Raw genomic sequence first — 21,590 nt, 5'->3', positions numbered from 1 at the left:
AGCTTGAGAGCAAGGGGGCACCATGATCACCGTGGGCGATGTCATGACCATGCGCGCATTCGACTCCATATGGCTGGCAGCTCCGTGTGAAGGGGCTTGCGAGCGCGAAGTGGTGGGCGTGGGCACCCTCGATCACGAGCCTTTCACGGGTCGCTACGACCTCTTCTCGGAAGGAGAGATGATCTTTACCACGCTGGGCTTTGCCGAGCTTCACCCCGACCTGGCCGAAGAGGCTCTTCTGGCTCTTATTGAGCGCAAGGTGGCTGCCATCGCCGTGAAGGCAGTGGTGCTGCGCGAGGTTACTCCGCGGGTGGCCGCCGCCAGCGCCGAGGCGGGCGTTCCCGTGCTCTTCTACGAGGGCCGCTTCATGGAGCGCGTCATTGCTGACCTCATGAACCTGCTCGACGACGACGCGGCCGAATGGGAGCGCGTGCACCTCATTGACCGTATTCTTGCTCCCTCCGATGAGCAGGCGGTGCGCTCCACCTTCTTCACCATCGCGGGCGTCACGGGCGCCACCATCCAGTGCATGGCCATCCAGGCCGTCACCGAGGACGATGCCAGCCTGCGTGCGCTGCAGAAAGTGGTGGAGGAAGTGCTTGTGGGCTACGGCGAGCGTTGGGACGATGTGGAGCGTACCTTCGTCTGTCGCTATCGGGGCATGCTCTTGGGATTCGTCTCTTTCAAGAGGCCGCCGCTCAAGGCCATCGCCATTTCCGATGCCGACCTGGCCAAGTGCATCGCCACCGCCGGTCCGCTCGTGTGCGGCATCAGCCAGGAGGTGCCCTTGGGCGAAGGCGATATCGCCGTGCGTCAGGCCATGGCGGCGCTGCAGACGGCCATTGCCGATGGTGTCCCCATTACCCGCTGGACTATCCTGCGCTTCGATGCGTTCCGCGCCGCGGCTCGCACCGATCGTCTCTACGCGCGTTCGGCCGACCTGCTGCGCTCGGTGCTGTTCGACTACGACGCCGAGCACGATGCCGAGTTGGGGAAAACCGCCGAGGCCTTCGCCGCCAGCTATGGCGAGGTGCGCGCCTGCGCCGAGGCGCTGTTCCAGCACCCCAATACCGTGCGCTACCGCCTGAAGAAGATCAAGGAAGTGCTTGCCATGGAAGAGGCCACCGACCGCGAGCTGGCAGCTCTCTTGTTCCTGGTGTTCCTCACGGGCGATGCGGTGGATGCCCGCCTCGAGGACAGGAAGTTCGGTTTCTAGATGTTGGCTGATCGCACAAAAGAGCACAATTAGCTTCGTTCAAACGACCAAAAGCTTCCCGGTGGCTGGCCCCTAAACTGCGTGGTGTCGAAAGCAATTACTCTCGCACCTGAGTTGAAAGGAGCCCCCTATGAAGCTGTTTAACGAGAAAGCCCAAGCTGCCGTGTCCGCCCTCGATTCCGCCGATGCCGCCTACTGCGCGAAGCTGGAGCAGCGCTTCGCCGCCCTGGGCATCAGCTCCCAGCATGCTTCTTCGGCGGTGTGCGCCCTGGCCGAGGCCGAGGCCGTGCCGCAGCCCGGTTCCTGGGCAGCCCTGCCCGGTCTGTTCAAAGGCCTGTTCCCGAAGAAAGCTCCGGCGACGGCGTCGGTTCCCGTTGAGTCCTATTCCGCCGAGGCCCTTGCATAAAGCGTGCCGGCTGTCGCTTCTGCTTCGCGGATGGACATAAAAAGGGCTCCGTCATTGACGGAGCCCTTCGTGCGTTAGCGCAAGGGGAGGGGTTAGTCCTCGACCTCGACCAGCTCGATCTCGAAGTTGAGGTCCTTGCCGGCCAGCTCGTGGTTCATGTCGAAGGTGACAATGCCGTCCTCGATGGACTCCACGAACACGGGGAAGGGCTGACCGCCCGGGCCCATCATGTACACCGTCTGGCCCACGGGCAGCTGATCGGCGTTGGGAATCTGGTCGACGGGCACCTTCTGCACGGCGGCCTCGTCGCGCTCGCCGTAGGCCTCGGCGGCGGGAATGTGCACGGTTTTCTTCTCGCCCACGGTCATGTCCTCCACCGCGGCGTCGAAGCCGGGGATCATCTGACCGGTCATGCACACGAACTCGATGGGCTCGCCGCGATCGACCGACGAATCGAACTTCGTGCCGTCGTCGAGCGTGCCGGTGTAGTGCACCTTAACTTTCTTACCTTTGTTGCTCATGTTGCGAGCTCCTTTCAAAAAGATACATTGCCCCAGTGTATCGGAAGCCCCGCTTGCATGACGGGGCGCCCGACAACTTGCTCCAAGTTGTCACAAACCCGCGAAAAGGGGGTATGATGGAACGCATCGTGCGCACGTCATCTTTGTGCACGTGCTCAAACAGCTTTTCGATGCCGGAGTTTTCGGCGTCGCTCGAGAAGGAGTCCCTATGACCTATCGTGCTGGAGTAGTGGGAGCCGCCGGATTCGCCGGCATCGAGCTGGTGCGCCTTTTGACGCGCCACCCCTCGTTCGACCTGGCCGTGGCCACGTCCGATGCGCTGGCGGGCACGCCTATCGCGAAGGCCTACCCTGCCTTCGCCGGGGTAACCGACCTGGCGTTCTCCACCCACGAAGATGCGGACTTCGCCGCTTGCGACGTAGTGTTTTTGGCCGTGCCGCACAAGGCGGCCATGGGCATGGCTCCGGCTCTTATCGAGGCCGGGGTCACCGTGGTGGACCTGTCCGCCGACTTCCGTCTGAAGGATCCCGCCGTCTATGAGCAGTGGTACGCGCCCCACACCGCCACCGACCTTCTGGCCCAGGCCGCCTTCGGTCTGCCCGAGCTGACGGGCGATCAACTGGCCGCTGCTGCGGCGCGCCGTGCCGAGGGCAAGGCGGTGCTGGTGGGTTGCGCCGGCTGCTATCCCACGGCCACCTCGCTGGCCGCCGCGCCGGCCATTCGCGCCGGCTTGGTGGACGCGGTGGCGCCGGTGGTGGCTGATGCCATCTCCGGGGTCACGGGTGCGGGCAAGAAGGCCACCGAGCGCACGCACTTCTGCTTCGCCAACGAGAACCTGGAGGCCTATGGCGTGGGCACTCACCGCCATACCCCCGAGATCGAACAGATCCTGGGCTTGGAGGGACGGCTGGTGTTCACGCCGCATCTGGCCCCGCTCAACCGCGGCCTGCTGTCCACGGTTACGCTGCCGCTCGCCCCGGGCGTGACGGCCCCCACCACCGAAGAACTGGTGGACGTGTACCGCACGTTCTACGCCGAAAGCCCGCTTGTCACGGTCATGGACGCTGGCGTGCAACCGCGCACGGCCTCGGTGGCCGGCACCTGCCGCGCTCAGGTGGGCGTGGCGGCTCATCCCGCCGGCCTTATTGTGGCCACGGGCGCCATTGACAATTTGGGCAAGGGCGCCGCTGGTCAGGCGGTGCAGTGCGCCAACATTGTGTTCGGGCTGCCCGAGACCACGGGCCTCGAGGAAATTGCCAATCCCGTTTAGCTACGGCGCCCGGGTCGCTTGGACGATTCGGGCGTTTTCGTTACCGTCCCTTGTGCGTAAGAGGAGAATCTCATGACGCTTCCCATTCCCGATCTGACCGACACGCCCCTGGTGTTCCACGAAGAGGGCGGGCCGGCCAGCGCGCGTGGCTTCAAGGCCGTCGGCGTCCATGCGGGCTTCCGCGCCGACCCTGATCGTCTTGACATGGCCCTGGTAGTGGCCGACGAGCCCTGCGCTGCAGCGGCCACCTTTACCACGAACGTGTTTTGCGCCGCCCCGGTGCGGGTGTCGCGCGAGCATTTGAGCGAGGGCGGCCCGGGGGCGCCTTCCTACGGCTGCGCCCGCGCGGTGGTGGTGAACTCCGGCATTGCCAACGCGGCTACGGGTGAGCGGGGCCTGCAGGCGGCCCGCGATACCGCGGCCCTGGTGGGCGACGCGGTGGGTTGCCCGGCTGACGAGGTGCTCGTGGCTTCCACGGGCGTCATCGGCCAACATCTTCGCCTTGAGCCTTTTGGCGAAGGAGTGCCGGCGGCCCTGGCGGCCCTGCGAGCCCAAACTGACGACGCCGCTCGCGAGGCGGGGGGCGCCCAAGCGGCCCGGGCCATCATGACCACCGACACGCGTCCCAAGCACCTGGCCGTCAGCTTCCCCGGCGATGATTTCGGCTACCCCGACACGATGTTCACCGTGGGCGGCATGGCGAAGGGCGCGGGCATGATCATGCCGAATATGGCCACGATGATTGCCGTCATCACCACCGATGCGCCGGTGGCCGCCCCCGATTTGTCGGCGGCGCTTACCCGAGCGGTGAACAAGAGCTTCAACAAGGTCACGGTGGACTCCGATACCTCCACCAACGACAGCTGCTTTGCCCTGGCCTCGGGCGCGGCGGCGCCAGTCGGCGCCCGCTTCGAGCCGGGGACGCCGGCCTTCGCCGGCTTCCAGCAGGCCCTCGATGTGGTGTGCATGACGCTGGCCCGCGCCATGGCCGCCGACGGGGAAGGGGCCACGCGCCTCATTACCGTCACGGTGCGCGGGGCGGCCACGGCGGAGGATGCCGATGCCGCAGCCCGCACGGTGGCGAATTCGCCGCTCGTGAAAACGGCCGTGTACGGCCACGATGCCAATTGGGGCCGCGTTGCTGCCGCCCTCGGACGGTCGGGGGCGCAGTTTGCCCAAGAGGACGTGGACATCGATATACTGGGGTTGCCCGTGTGCCGCGCGGGACTCACCGTTCCCTTTGACGAGGACGAGGCTCTGCTGCGCTTCGAGCAGCCCGAGTGCGCCATCGATGTGCATTTGCACGCCGGTGACTACAGCACGGTCATGTGGACGTGCGATTTCTCGCATGAGTACGTAACGATCAATGGAGACTACCGTTCATGAAGTACGCATCTGAGGCCCGCGCCCAGGGCATCGCGGAATCTACCGGCGAAATTCTGTTCGAGGCCATGCCCTGGCTCAAGCAGGTAACGGGCAAGACTATTGTCATCAAGTACGGCGGCTCGGCTATGGAAAACCCCCAGCTGGCCGCAGGCGTTATGGCCGACATCGTGCTGCTGAAAATTCTGGGTGTGAACCCGGTGCTGGTACACGGCGGCGGCAAGGCCATCAACCGCGTGTTCGACAAGTTCGACATTCCCGTGGAGTTCGTCGACGGCCAGCGCGTTACCACCGATGAGGCCATGGCGCTTGTGCGCATGGTGCTTACCGGTGAGGTGAACCAGCAGCTGGTGGAGGATATGAACGCCCACGGCAACATGGGCGTGGGCGTGTCGGGCACCGACGCGGGCATCATCGTGGCCGAGCAGGCCGACGAGCGCCTGGGCCGCGTGGGCAAGATCACCCGCATCAACACCGCCCTCATCGAGGACCTTATTGCCGAGGACTACATTCCCATCATCGCCTCCATTGCCATCGGCGAGGACGGCGGCTGCTACAACGTGAACGCCGACATTGCCGCCGGCCATATTGCCGCGGCCATCGGCGCCCATAAGATCATCTTCCTTACCGATGTGGACGGCCTCTACGAGAACTATCCCGACCCCGCCTCGCTCATTGCCGAGATGACCCTCGGGGAGGCCGAGGCCATGATCCGCGGCGACAAGCTGACCAGCGGCATGATTCCCAAGCTGGGCAGCTGCGTGCGCGCCCTGGACGCCGGCGTCAGCGGTGCCCATATCATCAACGGCACCGTGCCCCACGCCCTGCTGCTGGAAATGCTCACCGACTCCGGCATGGGCACCATGGTCACCGGTTTGGAGTCGGCTCAGTTCCTGAACTTGTCTCCCGTGGGCAAGTTTGCCGCCAAGCTGATCGAGAACCGCTAAGGGCGCTGGCGGTCCGCCCCGCGGCCGCTTCGCCATCCGCTGCGCACCCCGTGCGTGAACCGAGAAAGGACATCTCATGACCCTGGCCCGTGAAATGGCTCTGGAATCCGAATATGTAATGGGCACCTTCGCCCGCAAGCCCGTGGAGTTCGTGGAGGGCGAGGGCATGATCCTGCGCGACGACGAGGGCCGCGAGTACCTGGACTTTCTGTCCGGCATTGGCGTGTGCAGCTTGGGCCACTGCTATCCGGCGCTGGTCGAGGCCGTGTCCGAGCAGGCCGCCAAGCTCATCCACGTCAGCAACTACTACTATATCGAGCATCGCGGGGAAGTGGCCCAGCTGTTGTCCACCATGCTGAACGCGGGCAACAAAGAGGCCCATCCCGAAACATGGAAGACCTTCTTTGCCAATTCCGGCGCCGAGGCCAACGAATGCGCCATCAAGCTGGCGCGCCTTTACGCCCGCCGTCGCACCGAGGCGGCCGGCATTGATGCCGAGCTGGCTCCGCGCCTGATTGTCACCCTGGCGAAGAGCTTCCACGGCCGTACCTTGGCCACCCTGGCCGCTACGGCCCAGCCGGCCAAGCAGGAGGCCTTCCAGCCGCTGCCAGCGGGCTTCACCTCCACGCCCATTAACGACGTGGAAGCCTTGGAGCGCCTGTTCGCCACCCAGGGCGACCGCATCTGCGCCGTCATGATGGAGGTAGTGCAGGGCGAAAGCGGCGTGCACCCCTGCACCGAGGAGTTCGTGCAGGCCGCGCGTCGCCTGACGGCGGAGCATGGCGCGCTCATGATCTGCGACGAGGTGCAAAGCGGCATCTTCCGCACCGGTTTGCCCTACGGCTTCCAGCATTTCGACGTGGTGCCCGATATCGTGACCATGGCCAAGGGCATTGCCTCGGGTATTGTGGCCGGCGCCTGCGCCGCGAAGACCTCGGTGGCCGCGGCCTTCGCCCCGGGCGACCACGGTACGACCTTCGGCGGTTCCAACATTGCCATGGCGGCGGCCCATGTCACGCTGTCCACCTTGCTGGCGCCGGGCATGGCCGCTCATATCGAGGAAGTTGGTGCCTATATGCGCGAGCGCCTGGCCGGGCTGCCCCATGTCAACGAGGTGCGCGGCTTAGGTCTCATGAACGGCATCGACCTGACCCATGAGGCTCCTGCGGCGCCCGATATCGTGGCCGCTGGTCTGGAGTGCGGCCTGGTGCTCAACGCCACGGGCCCCTCCACGCTGCGCTTCCTGCCGCCCCTTATCTGCACCGAGGCCGATGTTGACGTGCTGGTGGAAAAGCTGGCCACGCTGCTGCAGGGATAAGCATCGCTCGCTTTGCCTAGGATCCGAAGCCGCCGTGTACGCAAGCCGTACACGGCGGCTTGTATTTTGTGACAGAGAGGGACGGGCCTGCGGTTATCTGCACAAACAAAGGGCAAATCCTATGAGTCATAGGCCATGTAATTCCAGGTAGAATGCCTTATTTTTTGTGCATGCGCACAGCACATTGCACAAAAATTTTCGACCATTTTCGAAAAAACTCGGCGATTCGTTATTGACACCCTCATCTTTTACGGCATAATACCGACCAATCGCACGGCCAAGGGCTCTGCCCCATAACTCGGATGGCCGGCGTTAGGAAAGGAACTTCGCACCATGCAGGCAGCGGCTTACACAGCTCAAGTACACGGCGGTAACGCCGCTGGCTGCGTGCGCATGAATGCTTTCCTCACCTCCACGGCAAACGTCGACCGACGCCGACGTATCAGCCGTCTGCGACGCCGTAGCGCGTAAGCAGACTATCTCGGCCCCGTCTGGGGCATCTTCAAGGTAAGCCCACCTTGGAATGGCCGTGGAATAATTTCCCTCGCTTGATTTGCGCTTGAGCGCTCGACCGCCGCACCCTGGTGCGCCTCGGTCCGCAGCAAGCCGCACCGCAATCCAGCACCCTCCGCCGCCTTTCCGAACGGGCATCGCACCGCAAGCTCGTTTATCAGAAAGGCACACTCATGAACCCGTCTAACTCCGCCAACACCCCCGCTTCTTCCCTCCATGACGCCCCGCAGCTGTCCGCTGCTCCGGCGCCGGGCGAGAAGGAGCGCGTCGTCCTTGCGTACTCCGGCGGTCTTGATACCTCGGTGTGCATCAAGTGGCTCCAGGAAGAGTACAACCTCGATGTCATCGCCGTGGTGGGCGACCTGGGCCAGGAACACGACGGCTTGGAGGCGGTGAAGGCGAAGGCTCTGGCCACGGGCGCCATCGGCTGCCAAGTGGTGGACATGAGAGCCACGTTCGCCAACGAGTACCTCTCCTGCGCCATGGCCGCTAACGCCATGTACGAGAACAAGTACCCCCTCGTGAGCGCCCTGTCCCGCCCGCTCATTGCCAAGCACCTGGTGAAGGTGGCCCATGCCTATGGCGCCAAGTTCGTGGCCCATGGCTGCACGGGCAAGGGCAACGATCAGGTGCGCTTTGAATCCTCTGTCCTCATGTTGGACCCGACCCTGACCATCCTCTCGCCGGTGCGCGACTGGGATCTGGGCTGCCGGGCCGATGAGATTGCCTGGGCCGCGGCTCACAATGTGCCGGTGAAAGCCACGGCCGAGGCGCCCTATTCCATTGACGACAATCTGTGGGGCCGCGCCATCGAGTGCGGCGTGCTGGAGGATCCCTGGTGCGAGCCGCCGGCGGACATCTGGACCATGACCGTCGACCCCACCGAGGCCCCCGACGCCCCCACCTACGTGGAAATCGAGTTCAACCAGGGTATTCCCTGCGCCCTTGACGGTAAGCCCATGGACTTCCTCTCCATCATCTATGCCATGAACGAGCTGTCCGGCGCCAACGGCTTCGGCCGCATCGACATGGTGGAGAACCGGCTTGTGGGCGTGAAGAGCCGCGAGTGCTACGAGGTGCCGGGCGGCTTGGCGCTCATCCAGGCTCACAAGGCGCTGGAGGACCTGTGCCTCGAGCGCGGCGTGCTCCACGCAAAGCTGGCCATCGAGCAGGCCTGGGCCGACCAGGTGTACAACGGCCTGTGGTTCTCGCCGCTCAAGGAGGCCTACGACGCCTTCCTGGCCAACACGCAGCAGTGCGTGACGGGCACCGTGAAGCTGAAGCTGTACAAGGGCAGCTGCACCGTGGTGGGACGGAAGAGCGCCTTCTCGCTCTACGACTTCGGTCTGGCCACCTACGACGCCGACGACGCCTTCGACCATCAGGCCGCCAAGGGCTTCATCGACATCCATAGCCTGTCCTGCAAGGTGTGGGCGGAAAACCGTCTGGTCAACGACGCTCGCATGCCTTCCTTCGCCGACGTTGACGCCACTAACGCCGCTTGCCAGGAAGTAGTAAGCGAAGCCGAGGAAATCCTCGAGGCCACTGAGAAAGTCGGTGCTTAATTATGGCTTTGTGGTCTGGTCGGTTTGAGGAAGGGGTGGATGCGTTCACCCAGCGGTTCGGGGCTTCGCTGCCTGTGGACCAGCGGCTCTATGCTCAGGATATTGCGGGCTCGAAGGCTCATGCGGCTATGCTGGCGGCTCAGGGGGTTATCCCTCAGGAGGACGCGGCGGCTATCGCGGAAGGGCTTGACGGGATTCAGAAGGATATCGAGAGCGGATCGTTTGTCTTCGACATCAACAACGAGGACATCCATATGGCCATCGAGAGCGCGTTGACCGAGCGCATCGGCAGCGCCGGGGCGCGGCTCCACACGGGACGTTCGCGCAACGATCAGGTGGCCACGGACACGCGGCTGTTCGCCAAACAGCGGGCGGCCGACCTCATGGCGGCCAATGTGGCCCTGCGCGAGGCACTGCTGGCCCAGGCCGAGGCGAACTTCGACGTGATCTTGCCGGGCTATACCCACTTGCAGCATGCTCAGCCGGTGCTGTTCTCGCATCATATGCTGGCCTATGTGTGGATGCTCGCCCGCGACTTCGACCGCTTGGCGGCCGCCCAGGCGGCAGCCGATGCCAATCCCTTGGGTGCGGCGGCTCTGGCCGGTACCACCTATCCGCTCGATCGCTTCGCCACCACGGCGGCCTTGGGCTTCGACCACCCCATCCCCAATTCGCTTGATGCCGTGTCCGATCGCGACTTCCTGCTCGATCTGCTCTATGCCTGCAGCGTGTCCTGTCTGCACTTGTCGCGGCTCTGCGAGGAGCTGGTGCTCTGGTCCAGCTCCGAGTTCGGGTTCGTGACGCTGTCGGATTCCTACGCCACCGGCTCCTCCATCATGCCCCAGAAGAAGAACCCCGATTTCGCCGAGCTCATTCGCGGGAAGTCCGGCCGGGTGGTGGGCGACCTGATGGCTCTTATGATGACGCTGAAGGGGCTGCCCCTGGCCTACAACAAGGATCTGCAAGAGGACAAGCAGGGGGCTATGGATGCCGCCGACACGCTGGAGGACTGTTACGTCTGCGCGGCGGGCATGATCGCCACGATGCAAGTCAACCCCGAGGCCATGATGGCCCAGGCGAAGAAGGGCTACCTGGCGGCCACCGACGTGGCCGATTACTTGGCGAAGAAGGGTCTGCCCTTCCGCCAGGCCCACGAGGTGGTGGGCCACCTGGTGCTTACCTGCGAGAAGCGCGGCTGCGATCTGGAGGATCTGACCTTGGCCGATTTCCAGGCGGAAAGCCCTCTGTTCGAGGCCGATATTGCCGGGGCGCTCAACCTCGAGGCCATTGTGGCGGCCCGCACTACCTACGGCGGCACGGGCCACGAGGCCGTGCGCGCGCAAATGGCCGAGGCCCAAGCGCGGCAAGCGGCTGACCAAGCGAAGCTCTAGAGAGCCTTCAAGACCAGTCCCACGGCACATTCAGAAGGGCAGCTGCTTCGGCGGTTGCCCTTCTGCTTTGTCGACCACCCTTCTACTTTGACCGTTGTCCGCCTTGCTTGCCGTCGCCCGCTTGCTGCTGCCACCGCCCCTCGGCTTTCTGCTTCGCTTGACTCCCGGGGCGCAGAATGTGGAGTCCTGCCGCCGCCTCATGGGATAAGATAGCCCCAGCTAACGATCCGAGAAGGAGTACGTCATGGAGCAGCGCAAAGTCATCGAAGTCAAGCAGAACATCCTGGCCGCCAACGACGCTGCGGCCGATCAATTCCGTGCCGGTCGTCGCCAGGAGGGCACCTTCTTCGTAGATGTCATGGCCTCGCCGGGCGCCGGCAAGACCACGCTGCTTTTGGCTCTTATTGCACAGTTGCGCGCCTTGGGCGTGGAGGATCTGGGCGTCATCGAGGCCGACCTCGAGTCCGATGTGGATGCGCTCAAGATCAAGGAGGCCGGCGTGGCCTCGGTGGAGCTGAACACCCGCGGCGTCTGCCATGTAGAAATGGGCATGGTGGAGCGCGCCTTCGCAGCCTTCGGCGGTATGCACTTCGATTACCTGTTCCTGGAGAATATCGGCAACCTGGTGTGCCCGGCCGAGTTCGACACCGGGGCGCATACGCGCGTCATGCTGCTGTCGGTGCCCGAGGGCTGGGACAAGGTTATGAAGTACCCGCCCATGTTCGCCGCCGTGGATGCGCTCATTGTGACCAAGTGCGACTACCTGCCGCTCAACGAGGACTTCGACATGGAGCGCCTCAAGCAGGAGGCGCGTCGCCTGAACCCCTCTCTGGAGATCTTCATCACCAGTGCCCGCACGGGCGAGGGCATGCCGGAATTGGCCGCTTGGTTTCAGAAAACGCGCGCCGAAAAGCTCGGTTTGTAGCTTGAGCATGGCACTCCTTTCTGACCTGGCCAGAGCCATTAGCTAAACCCAAATTACACCCCTAAACCGCAGCTTTTCTCTCCGCAAATCCTTGTGGTTGTCTCGGCAATTTGTTAGGTTCTTCCCATCGAGTAAACTGGACGGCCCCGGTTTAGAGGAGAAAACCGTGCGCACGTCCGAGACTGCCCAGGTTCTCGATCTTTGACAGGAGCCGCGCATGCCCCCAGGGTAGGCCGCGGTCAAAGATGGAGAAAGGGGAGTTATGAAGCTCTCTCATCTAGGTAAACTGACGCTGCCGTTGGCTTTGGCGGCCACTTTGGTGGCAGGCGTGCCCTTGGAGGCGCTGGCCTGCACGCAGATGTGGATGCCCGATTCGCTGACGCAAGAGGAGAACACCTGGTATTTCGGCCGCGCTGAGGACACGGCGCCTCGCGGCGTGAAGATCTTCGGTGTCGAACCGGCCCACGCAGCAGGGTTTGTCTATCAATCCAACGAGAACGGCGACTTCGCCGAGGGTCCCAACTTCCAGTGGACCTCGCCCACCAAGACGTTCCGCTATACCTATGTGCGCGATCACGGCGTGAATGATTGGGAGGGCGCCGAGAACGCCTATTCTGCCGCCGGCATCAATGAGAACGGCGTCTCTTGCTCGGCTACGCTGAGCATCTACTCCAGCCCGGAAACGAAGGCGGCTGATCCGAACCCGGCCGACGGCATTGGCGAGTTCAATTACGCCTCTATCATTTTGGGCCAGAGCAAGACGGCCCGTGACGGCATTGAGCTTATTGGCAGCCTCATTGACGAGTACGGCGCGTGCAGCTGCGATCAGCTGATTATCAGCGACAGCAAGGAAAGCTGGCTGCTTTCGGTGGTCTCTGGCCATCAGTGGATTGCCTTCCAGCTGCCCGAGGACCAGGCTTCGGCCAACCCCAACATGGGAAGCCTTTGGTACAAGGTGGATCTCGACGATAAGAACGTGCTCCATTCCGCCAACCTGGTGAGCCTGCCCACGGAAAAGGGCTTCCTCAAGACCTTCGACGACGGTACCCCCGATATCGGCCGCACCTATTCCCGCCTCGACGAGGGCGTCGGCCAGTTCTCGCGCTATGTGGTGGCGCGTGCCTACTACGACTCTCTGGAGGGTCTGCAGTACACCGTGGGAGATTACACCGATCGCAACGGCAGGGTTTACCAGAACTACATCACTGGTGTTGAGGACGCGCCGCTGTTCTTTACGCCCGGTCGTACCGACTACACCACCTTCGATATGGTGCGCTCCCTGGGCGCCCGCGTCGACAACGTCAAGGGGCTCGAGGCCGTCAACCCGGCCGTCACCGGCGTGGGACGCCAGGACTCTCTGGAAAGCCACATGTTCGAGATCAAGCGCAATACCGATCCCGAGATTGCCACGGTGGAGTGGCTGGCGCTCAACCGCGATGAGTTCTCGGTGGCCATTCCCAGCTACGGCGCGCTGGTGACCGAGGTCAATCCGCGCTATGGCAGCCAGGATATGGACACCTACCACCAGGGCGACTACTACGGCGACGATAGCGTGGCTCTGGCGCGTCATGCCGGCGAGTGGGATCAGTATCTGCCTTACGTGCTGATGGACATCAACACCCTGGCCAACGCCGATCGCACCAACGTGGCCCCGGGCACCCGCGCCTACCTGGACGCTCTGCAGAAGGAGCTCATCGCCCAGCATGATAAGGTCGAGGCCCAGATGCTGAAGACCCCCAAGGCCCAGCGCACGGCCCTGGCGAACAAGGCCGCCTACGTGGCTGCCGAGAAAACCTGGGAGCGCTGCTACGCTCTGCTGCAGGACATGCGCGCCTATTACAAGGGCAGCCAGGACAAGCCGTTTGTGGCCAGCGACTTCAACATGTCCACCAAGGGCCTGTCCAAGCCGTTCATGTACGCCACCGACACGTTGGCTTCCACGGTCTCGCTGGCCAAGGCAAAGGTGACGACGGCCAAGTCCAGCTATACCTACACGGGTAAGGCTCTCAAGCCTGCGGTTACGGTGAAGCTTGACGGCAAGACGCTCAAGGCCGGCACCGACTACACGGTGGCCTACAAGAGCAACACGAAGGTGGGCAAGGCCACCATCACCGTTACCGGCAAAGGTATGTACAAGAGCAGCGTCACCAAGACGTTCAAGATTGTGCCCAAGAAGACCGGCGTGGCCAAGCTGACGGCTGCTAAGAAGGCTGCCACGGTAACGTGGAAAGCTCAGAAGGCCCAGGCCGACGGCTATCAGGTCAAGTTCGCTACCAATAAGAACATGACCTCGGCCAAGACCAAGTTCGCCAAGGGAGCGAAGACCACCTCGGTGAAGCTGACCGGGCTCAAGAGCGGCAAGACCTACTACGTTCAGCTGCGCACCTACAAGAACGTGAAGGTGGACGGCAAGACGGTGAAGTACTACTCCGCCTGGTCCGCCGCGAAAAGCGTTCGCGTGAAATAACGCGCCTGCGCTACGTTCATATAACTGCTGCGCTGGGCTGGCCGCAGCGGTGCGATCCTGGCATTGATCGCTTCAACAGGGGCCGACGTTGGGAAGGAGCGTCGGCCCCTCCTCTGTGCTTTTTCCCCAGAGGATGTGCTGAGCCCGTGACCATCTGTCAGCGATGATAAAATGGCGATCATCTATGACGATGGAGGTGCTACGTGGGTTCACGGGCTATGAAGAGCCGTCAGGGCACGAAAAAGAAGAATAAGAAGGTCGTTGTTCTTTCGCTGATCGCGGTCTGCTTTGCGTTTATCGCGGCCGGGGTGTTCGGCGTGTACAGCCTCTGCAATTCCTGGCTGGACGATCTTCCCGATTACCAGAACGCCGACGCCTACAACACGGCGCAGCCCACCGAGGTCTATGCGGCTGACGGTGTTACCAAACTGGCCGAGTTCCAGCTGGAGAATCGCGAGCCGGTGGCCCTCGATCAAATTAGCGAGTACGTTATCAAGGGCACCGTGGCCACCGAGGACGAGCGCTTCTACACCCACTCCGGCGTCGACTATATCGGCGTGGGCCGCGCTCTGGTCAACAACTTGATGGGCGGCGAGCTGGAGGGTGCGTCCACCATCACCCAGCAGTTCGTACGCAACACCATCCTGTCCGACGAAATGCGCGACATTTCCTTCAAGCGCAAGATTCGCGAGATGTACATCTCGCTCAAGCTGGAAGAGCAGTACTCCAAGGACGAGATCCTGCTCATGTACCTCAACACCATCAACTACGGCTCCGGCGCCTACGGTATCGAGGCTGCGTCGAAGCGCTACTTCTCCAAGTCGGCGAAGGACCTGACGCTCAACGAGGCGGCCACGCTGGTGGGTATTCCCCAGTCTCCCACCTACAACAATCCCATTGACTACCCTGAGAACTGCGAGAAGCGCCGTAATACGGTGCTCGATCGCATGGTCTCCAATGGCGTTATCTCCAAAGAGCAGGCCGACGAGGTTAAAAACGAGCCCATCGTGCTCGATCCGTCGATGCCCTCCCAGACGGGCATCCTGGCCTACCCGTACTTCACCAGCTATGTGCGCAACCAGCTGACCGATCCCAACGGCAAGTACGCCTATTCCACGTCCGAGCTGTTCAAGGGCGGCCTGACCATTTACACCACGCTGGACGTGGAAGTGCAGCAGGCGGCCGAGGAGGCGGCCGAGAAGAAGGAAGAGGAAGCGGGCAGTCCCTTTGAGGTGGCCATGGCCGTGGTCAACCCGCAGAACGGCTACATCGACGCCATGGTGGGCGGCAAGGACTACGACGAGACCCAGGTCAATATGGCTACGGGCGAGGGCGGCTCGGGTCGTCAGGCCGGTTCTGCCTTCAAGACCTTCACCCTGCTGGCCGCCTTGAACGAGGGTATCGACCCCGACACGCTCATCGATGCCGGCTACAAGGTGGACCTGGAGGGCGGCGAGCCGGTGTACAACAACAACAAGGCCGACTACGGCACGCGCCCCATCAAGAGCGCCTTCGGCGTATCGTCCAATACCGCCTTTATCCGCCTGCTCATGTCCGTCGGCGTGGACAAGGTCATCGAAATGGCCCGCGCCATGGGCATCACCGCCGACCTGCCCTCGGTGGCCGGCCTTACCTTGGGCATTGCCTCGGTAACGCCGCTGGAAATGGCCGACGCCTATGCCACCATTGCCAACGGCGGCATCCACTACGAGCCCGAGTGCATCAAGCGCATTGAGGATCGGGCAGGCAAGGTCATCGTGGACAACGAGAATCCCCAGGGCACGCGCGTGTTCTCGAAGGAAGTTGCCCGCGCGGCCATCGATTGCCTCGAGGTAGTCGTGGACAACGGCACGGGCCAGGCGGCGCGCCCCACCAATGGCCAGGAGGCCGGCGGCAAGACGGGCACCACCGACGACAAGAAGGATAGCTGGTTCTGCGGCATCACCCCCCAGTATTCCGTAGCCATCTGGCTGGGCGACCGTAGCGACTACTCCAAGGCCCAGGCCACCTGGACTACCGCGGCCAGCGTCTTCAGCGATTTCATCGACAAGGTTATTCCCTCGGATGAGACCGAGGACTTCTTCACGGCAGAGAAGCCCGAGTACCAAATGAACTATCGCGACGAGGAAAACCACATTGGAGGCTACTACTCCAGCGGTTCGGGCAACGACACCACGACGGTGACGCCCACTCGTCCCACCGAAGGCAACAATGACGAGGGCGACGAGGGTGACAACGGTGACGAGGGCGAAGGCGACGGCGGCGACGGTGCCACCGAACCCGACGAGGGCGGCGGCGATGGCGGCGATGCTCCGGAGCCCGGCGGCGACGGGGGAGACGGCGGCGGCGATGCTCCGGAGCCCGGCGGCGACGGGGGAGACGGCGGCGGTGATGCCGGTGGCGGTGAGGAAGGCGCCTAGCCTTTGTGCCTGATTGTAGCGATACCGTGACAGAGGGGCGAAGGCCCTGGATGAGGCTGGTATCATAGACCCGAACGAAAAGAAACATGAGTCACTGTGGCTCAGAAAACGAACGTCGGCCCGTCTTCGCGAGGGGCCAGGATGGGAGAACATCCGTGAACTGCAAAACAACGTCCCGCCTCATCGCTCTAGTCTGCGGCGTGGCCCTTACCCTCGGCATCCTGTCGGGTTGCATGGCCCAGCCCACGGGCGCCAGCCAGGAGCAGCAGGCCAATCGAACCTATATGACCAAAGTGAATCAGGCCATGGAGGACTTGAACAGTCGCCTGCAAAGCTTCGATGATGCTGTGGCCCGCGGTGACGCCGTCACCATGCGCACCCAGGCCGACAACGCCTACGAGGTCATTGATACCCTGGATGCCATCGACACCCCCGAGGCTATGAAGGATCTGCAGAAAGACTACGTCGATGGCTGCACGGCACTCAAAGAGGCGCTGAATGCCTACGTGGATCTGTACACCGAAGTTGACAGTGCCACTGAGGCGCACCCCTTCGACTACGGCACCTACGATGAGCGCATCAAGGCCATCCAGGATAAGTACAACGAGGGCATCCAAAAGCTGAAGGATGCCGATGACGAGGCCATCAAGCTGAACGGCGGCGATGGCGATGAGTCCCAGGACGACGCTGCCCAGCAGTAGCGCCACTTGTTCTCGTGGGAACTCAGGGCCCGAGCCCCTTACGGCTCGGGCCCTGTTTTGCGAATACGGCCCGAGCGGCCTTGAAAAGAGGAGCACTTATGTCGAACCGAACCGTTGAGCTGTTGGCCCCCGCGGGCAGCATGGCTGCCCTCCATGCGGCGGTGCAAGCGGGTGCCGATGCCGTCTATCTTGGGCTGGAGTCGTTCAACGCGCGGCGCAGCGCCGATAACTTCACCATCGAAAGCCTGGGGGAGGCCTGCACCTACGCCCACCAGCGGGGGGTGTCGGTCTATGTGACCATGAACACGGTCATCCTGCCGGGCGAGATGGACGAGGCCCTGGAGTGCGTGCGCCAAGCTTACCGCGCTGGAGCCGACGGGTTCATCGTGCAGGACATCGGTCTTGCCAGCGAGCTGTCGCGCACGCTGCCCGAGGCATCGCTGCACCTGTCCACCCAGATGAACACGCACAACTTGGCGGGGGTGCGCGCTGCGGCTCACCTGGGCGCCAAGCGCATTACCCTGGCGCGCGAACTGTCGCTGCCCGAGGTGGAGCTTCTGGCCGCCGCTGCCGCTGAGGAGGGCATTCAGGTAGAAGTATTCGCCCATGGTGCTTTGTGCGTGTGCTACTCGGGCCAGTGCTTCATGTCCTCTCTGATTGGCGGCCGTTCGGCCAATCGCGGCATGTGTGCCCAGGCGTGCCGGCTGCCCTATCAGCTGCGTAACGCGGCAGTACAGAAGGATCTGCCTTCCCCGGGCGACCATCTGCTCTCACCTCAGGACTTGTGCACGGTCGACCTTCTTGACGAGCTGGTGGCCACGGGCGTGTCCTCGCTGAAGATCGAGGGCCGTATGAAATCTCCCGAGTATGTGGCCGCAGTCACGGCGGTGTACCGTCAAGCCCTGGACGAGGCCCTGGCTAAGCGCGACGCCTCTTCGGCCCCCGTTCCCACGGTTGCTTCGGGCGCCGATGCTCATACGCGCCTGACCGAGGCGTTCTCCCGCGGCTTCACCACGGCCTACCTGGAAGGCCAGCGCGGCAACGACATCATGAGCTACCAGCGACCGAACAACCGGGGACTGTTCCTCGGTCGCGTGGACGAGGTGAAAAACGGCAAGGCGCTGCTGCGCTCCTCCCAGCCTTTGGCCGAGGGGGATGTGCTCGAGTTTTGGACCCGCAAGGGCAACGGCTGCGTCACGTTGGGCGCTGTGTCCGTAGACGGGAAGGGTCGCGTTGCGGTGCCCCTGGATGGCAAGACGCGCACGGTACGTGCGGGCGATCGCGTGTTTCGCGTGCGCAGTGCCGAGGCAGCCTTCGAAGACAACCCGCTCGATCCGCGCATTCCCGTCCGCGGGGTGGCCACCCTGCGCATCGGCGAGCCCTTGTGCATCTCCTTCACTCCCTGCACCGTGGACGAGGTTGCGCTCTGGTTGCAAGCCAACCCCGCAGTCCTCTCGGCTGACGAGGCTGCCTGCGCCCTGGCTATTGCCCGCCGCCTGACGGCCCGCTTCCCCGAAGGGGTTCCCTGCGGCACGGCCGAGGGCGATGTCGTGGAACCGGCGCGTACCAAGGCGGTTACCGCTGCCGACGTGCACGCCCATGTGGATCGTCTTGGCACCAGCGCTTTCCGCCTGCTTGACCTCGACATTGTGCTCGACGAAGGCGTCGGCATCGGCTTCTCGCGTTTGCACGGCGTGCGTGCCGCGGCCCTTGATGCCCTGGCCGAGGCCTTGGCGGGTGCCGAGAGCAACCGCCGTCTGCCTCGCGTGACCGAGCGCGAACCCTTGCCGACGGCCCATCCGGCCGGCTGCCGCGTGGCCGTGACGGTGACCAACCCCGCCTGCGCCCGCGCTGCTAAGCGCGCCGGGGCTCATCTCATTTACGTGCCGGCGCTCAACTATCGCCGCGGCGAGGCGGTTATTGCCGGTCAGCTGAACAGCGGCGCCGAGCAGGCCGGCTATCCGAAGGGCTGCATTCCCATCATGCCTGCCGTCGATCACGATCCCGTGGGAGCGGCGCGCGAGGCGGTCATGGGCGGCGACGTGTGGAAGTACGCGGCAGCGGGCAAGCCGCTGATGGCCGAGAGCCTGGCGGCGCTTCAGCACGCCGATGAGCTGGGAGCCCTGGCCGATGTGGGGCCGCATCTGCCTGTCACCAACAAGCTGGCTCTTGATTGCACCGCCCGCTTTGGCGCTCAGCGTGTCTGGCTGTCTCCCGAGCTTACCCTGCGCCAAATTGAAGAGGTGGCCAAGGATGCCCCGTTGGAGCTGGGCGTGCTGCTCATTGGCGCCCAGGAGCTGATGGTCACCGAGCACTGTATGCTTATGAGCCAAGGCCCCTGCAATGAGGACTGCTCGGTATGTCCGCGTCGTAAGAGCCCCCACTATCTGAAGGATCGCAAGGGCTTCGAGTTCCCCGTTGTCACCGACGCGCTGGGACGCAGCCATCTGTACAACTCTGTGGAGCTTGACGTGGCTCCGGCGCTGCCCGATCTGATGGCCGCCGGCATCTCGGCCTTCATGGTGGACGCCACGCTCATGAACGCCGAGGAGACGGCCCACGCGGTCGGCCGCGCCATTCGAGCGCTCCATGTGGCTCAAAACGACGGCAACTCCATTGCCAAAATGCCCAATACCACCTCAGGGCACCTCTACCGCGGCGTAAGCTAAGTGGCGCCCAGGCGGTATGCTAGAATTTCCAACACTTATATAGGTAACGAGGACGGGAGCGAGCGCATCATGCTTTCACCGGAAGAACAATTGCACATCATCAAGTCGGGCACGGCGCAAATTGTGCCCGAGGCGGCCCTTTTGGAGAAGCTGAAGCGCGGCGTGCCGCTTAACATCAAGCTCGGCGTCGATCCTACGGCGCCCGATATCCACATCGGCCACGCCGTGCCGCTGCGCAAACTGCGCCAGTTCCAGGATCTGGGTCATCAGGTCACCCTCATCATCGGCGACGGCACGGCTCTTATCGGCGATCCCTCGGGCCGCAACTCCACCCGTCCGCAGCTCTCGCGCGAGCAAATCCAGGAGAACGCCCAAACCTACGTGGACCAGGCCTTCAAGATCCTCGATCCCGAGAAGACGGTTTTGCGCTACAACTCCGAGTGGATCCTCGACCTCAATATGGAAAGCCTCCTCAAGCTGCTGGCCAACTTCACCGTGGCCCGCATCTTGGAGCGCGACGACTTCCACAACCGCTACACCTCGGGCCAGTCCATCAGCCTGCACGAGTTCCTCTACCCAGTTATGCAGGCTTACGACTCCGTGGTCATCAAGGCCGACGTGGAGCTGGGAGGCACCGACCAGCTGTTCAACTTGCTGGCCGGCCGCGAGCTCATGGAGAAGATGGGCATGGAGCCCCAGGTGTGCCTGACGCTGCCTCTGCTCGAGGGCACCGACGGCGTGAAGAAGATGTCGAAGAGCTACGGCAACTACATCGGCCTCACTGACGAGCCGGCCGATATGTTCGGCAAGGTCATGTCCATTCCCGATGAACTCATGGTGAAGTACTACCGCTTGGCTTCCACGGAAAGCGTGGACGAGATCGACAAGATCGAGGCGGGACTGGCTGCCGACGAGCTGCATCCCAACAAGGTGAAGCGCGCCCTGGCCCGCAACATCGTTGGGGCCTACCACGGCGCCGAGGCTGCCCAGGCGGCCGAAGAGGCCTTCGACTTGGTGTTCAAGGCCCACGCCATCCCCGACGACATCCCCGAGTTCGCTGCCGACCTCACCCCCAACGACGAGGGGCTCGTCTATGTGGCGAAGCTTATCAACCTTGCCGGCCTGGCTCCCAGCGTGGGGGAGGCCCGTCGCCTCATTGATGGCGGTGGCGTGAAGGTGAACGGCGAGGCCCTGGCCCCAAAGGCCTACAACGTCGAACCGTCGCTGCTGGAGGGCGCCGTCATCCAGGTGGGCAAGCGCAAGTTCGTCAAGCTGGTCTAGACAGCGTATTCAGCGTATCGTACGAGGAGGCCGCGGCATATTCGCTGCGGTCTCCTGTATTTCAAGCGCTGCATAGTCAAAGAGCGTTCCTGGCAAGAAGACAAAAGAGGAGCTTCAAGGAGCATGCCATCAGGCGTTCTGCTGTTGACGCACTATCTATATATATAGTAAGAGCAAAGCTTTGTTTTAGGAGGTCTGTAACCCAATTGTCGACATTTTGTGAAGGACAAAATAGTTCTTGCATAACCCCGGGGCCATGACTAATATATCTTCTTGCGCTTCGGAAGGGCGCGGCACTCAAGCCCCTGGATGAAACGACGAAAGTCGTCTAGGAACTTGAGAGCGAAACTTTCCCGGCTCTCAAGGCCTCAACAAAAATTTTCAAATTTCTGAAAAAAGTTGTTGACAAGCCTTCGGAACTAGCGTAAAGTACTTCCTCGCGCCGCAAACGACGGCGCGGGCGGGAAGGAACCCGCGCGAACCTTGACAACCGGATACTGAGGATGGAATTCGAGAGATGAATCATCTCGAGGATGTCAGACGGACATCTAAATGAGAAACTAAGCTTTTTCTTATCCCTGTCAGGGGCATCGGCCC

Annotated in this window: 16 protein-coding genes; 14 read left to right on the top strand and 2 right to left on the bottom strand. The window is 63.0% G+C overall.

Going from position 1 to position 21,590, the window contains the following annotated elements; genetic code table 11:
- Positions 1 to 22: 22 nt before the first annotated feature.
- Both PZH32_RS00080 and PZH32_RS00075 read left to right on the top strand, forming a co-directional pair.
- Complete coding sequence (locus tag PZH32_RS00080) at positions 23 to 1,216, top strand: helix-turn-helix domain-containing protein (RefSeq protein ID WP_275205594.1); 1,194 nt, start codon at positions 23 to 25, stop codon at positions 1,214 to 1,216.
- A gap of 130 nt (positions 1,217 to 1,346) precedes the next feature.
- Positions 1,347 to 1,622 (top strand): hypothetical protein, encoded by a 276-nt coding sequence (locus tag PZH32_RS00075; RefSeq protein ID WP_275205593.1) that lies wholly within the window; start codon positions 1,347 to 1,349, stop codon positions 1,620 to 1,622.
- Between the two features lie 92 nt (positions 1,623 to 1,714).
- Here the strand turns inward: PZH32_RS00075 and PZH32_RS00070 are convergent, their stop codons facing one another.
- Entirely contained in the window at positions 1,715 to 2,143 is a 429-nt protein-coding gene (locus tag PZH32_RS00070) for an FKBP-type peptidyl-prolyl cis-trans isomerase (protein WP_275205592.1), read from the bottom strand.
- Positions 2,144 to 2,351: 208 nt separating this feature from the next.
- On the opposite strand from PZH32_RS00070, the gene argC reads away from it, so the two are divergent.
- The 12 genes from argC to tyrS all read left to right on the top strand — a co-directional run bounded on the left by argC (position 2,352) and on the right by tyrS (position 20,993).
- Entirely contained in the window at positions 2,352 to 3,413 is a 1,062-nt protein-coding gene (argC, locus tag PZH32_RS00065; protein WP_275205591.1) for an N-acetyl-gamma-glutamyl-phosphate reductase, read from the top strand.
- 72 nt (positions 3,414 to 3,485) lie between these two features.
- Positions 3,486 to 4,799 (top strand): bifunctional glutamate N-acetyltransferase/amino-acid acetyltransferase ArgJ, encoded by a 1,314-nt coding sequence (gene argJ, locus PZH32_RS00060; protein ID WP_275205590.1) that lies wholly within the window; start codon positions 3,486 to 3,488, stop codon positions 4,797 to 4,799.
- A complete protein-coding gene (gene argB, locus PZH32_RS00055; protein ID WP_275205589.1) occupies positions 4,796 to 5,743 on the top strand; it encodes an acetylglutamate kinase in 948 nt (315 codons plus the stop codon). Before argJ ends, argB begins: the two co-directional genes overlap by 4 nt.
- A 76-nt stretch (positions 5,744 to 5,819) precedes the next feature.
- Positions 5,820 to 7,061: an aspartate aminotransferase family protein gene (locus PZH32_RS00050; RefSeq protein WP_275205588.1), complete on the top strand. Its 1,242-nt coding sequence runs from the start codon at positions 5,820 to 5,822 to the stop codon at positions 7,059 to 7,061.
- A gap of 686 nt (positions 7,062 to 7,747) precedes the next feature.
- The gene (locus PZH32_RS00045; protein WP_275205587.1) at positions 7,748 to 9,139 is read left to right on the top strand and encodes an argininosuccinate synthase; all 1,392 of its coding nucleotides are present in this window, start codon (positions 7,748 to 7,750) and stop codon (positions 9,137 to 9,139) included.
- 2 nt (positions 9,140 to 9,141) lie between these two features.
- A complete protein-coding gene (argH, locus tag PZH32_RS00040) occupies positions 9,142 to 10,530 on the top strand; it encodes an argininosuccinate lyase (RefSeq protein ID WP_275205586.1) in 1,389 nt (462 codons plus the stop codon).
- Positions 10,531 to 10,774: 244 nt separating this feature from the next.
- Entirely contained in the window at positions 10,775 to 11,455 is a 681-nt protein-coding gene (gene hypB / locus PZH32_RS00035; protein WP_275205585.1) for a hydrogenase nickel incorporation protein HypB, read from the top strand.
- Positions 11,456 to 11,717: 262 nt separating this feature from the next.
- On the top strand, positions 11,718 to 13,922 hold the full coding sequence (locus PZH32_RS00030; protein WP_275205584.1) for a C69 family dipeptidase: 2,205 nt from the start codon (positions 11,718 to 11,720) through the stop codon (positions 13,920 to 13,922).
- Between the two features lie 203 nt (positions 13,923 to 14,125).
- Positions 14,126 to 16,342 (top strand): transglycosylase domain-containing protein, encoded by a 2,217-nt coding sequence (locus PZH32_RS00025; protein ID WP_275205583.1) that lies wholly within the window; start codon positions 14,126 to 14,128, stop codon positions 16,340 to 16,342.
- Between the two features lie 155 nt (positions 16,343 to 16,497).
- Complete coding sequence (locus PZH32_RS00020; RefSeq protein WP_275205582.1) at positions 16,498 to 17,043, top strand: hypothetical protein; 546 nt, start codon at positions 16,498 to 16,500, stop codon at positions 17,041 to 17,043.
- A 98-nt stretch (positions 17,044 to 17,141) separates the two neighbouring features.
- A complete protein-coding gene (locus PZH32_RS00015; RefSeq protein WP_275205581.1) occupies positions 17,142 to 19,712 on the top strand; it encodes a U32 family peptidase in 2,571 nt (856 codons plus the stop codon).
- A 69-nt stretch (positions 19,713 to 19,781) separates the two neighbouring features.
- Positions 19,782 to 20,993, top strand: a complete 1,212-nt coding sequence (tyrS, locus tag PZH32_RS00010; protein ID WP_275205580.1) for a tyrosine--tRNA ligase — start codon at positions 19,782 to 19,784, stop codon at positions 20,991 to 20,993.
- A gap of 328 nt (positions 20,994 to 21,321) precedes the next feature.
- Here tyrS and PZH32_RS00005 read toward each other — a convergent pair.
- Positions 21,322 to 21,590 (bottom strand): hypothetical protein (locus PZH32_RS00005; RefSeq protein WP_275205579.1); only part of this gene is annotated, 269 nt, incomplete at its 5' end.

This window comes from Adlercreutzia equolifaciens, from assembly GCF_029076695.1.
In the GTDB taxonomy this organism is placed as follows: domain Bacteria; phylum Actinomycetota; class Coriobacteriia; order Coriobacteriales; family Eggerthellaceae; genus Adlercreutzia; species Adlercreutzia equolifaciens_A.
Note: the sequence above shows the minus strand (reverse complement) of the source record. Positions and strands in the feature narration are given on the sequence as shown.

Excerpts from the sequence above, each read along its gene's own strand:
- hypB (WP_275205585.1), top strand. The coding sequence starts at position 10,775 with ATGGAGCAGCGCAAAGTCATCGAAGTCAAGCAGAACATCCTGGCCGCC.
- tyrS (WP_275205580.1), top strand. The coding sequence starts at position 19,782 with ATGCTTTCACCGGAAGAACAATTGCACATCATCAAGTCGGGCACGGCG.
- PZH32_RS00030 (WP_275205584.1), top strand. The coding sequence starts at position 11,718 with ATGAAGCTCTCTCATCTAGGTAAACTGACGCTGCCGTTGGCTTTGGCG.
- PZH32_RS00045 (WP_275205587.1), top strand. The coding sequence starts at position 7,748 with ATGAACCCGTCTAACTCCGCCAACACCCCCGCTTCTTCCCTCCATGAC.
- PZH32_RS00080 (WP_275205594.1), top strand. The coding sequence starts at position 23 with ATGATCACCGTGGGCGATGTCATGACCATGCGCGCATTCGACTCCATA.
- PZH32_RS00015 (WP_275205581.1), top strand. The coding sequence starts at position 17,142 with ATGTCGAACCGAACCGTTGAGCTGTTGGCCCCCGCGGGCAGCATGGCT.
- PZH32_RS00075 (WP_275205593.1), top strand. The coding sequence starts at position 1,347 with ATGAAGCTGTTTAACGAGAAAGCCCAAGCTGCCGTGTCCGCCCTCGAT.
- argJ (WP_275205590.1), top strand. The coding sequence starts at position 3,486 with ATGACGCTTCCCATTCCCGATCTGACCGACACGCCCCTGGTGTTCCAC.
- argC (WP_275205591.1), top strand. The coding sequence starts at position 2,352 with ATGACCTATCGTGCTGGAGTAGTGGGAGCCGCCGGATTCGCCGGCATC.
- PZH32_RS00050 (WP_275205588.1), top strand. The coding sequence starts at position 5,820 with ATGACCCTGGCCCGTGAAATGGCTCTGGAATCCGAATATGTAATGGGC.
- PZH32_RS00070 (WP_275205592.1), bottom strand. The coding sequence starts at position 2,143 with ATGAGCAACAAAGGTAAGAAAGTTAAGGTGCACTACACCGGCACGCTC.
- argH (WP_275205586.1), top strand. The coding sequence starts at position 9,142 with ATGGCTTTGTGGTCTGGTCGGTTTGAGGAAGGGGTGGATGCGTTCACC.
- argB (WP_275205589.1), top strand. The coding sequence starts at position 4,796 with ATGAAGTACGCATCTGAGGCCCGCGCCCAGGGCATCGCGGAATCTACC.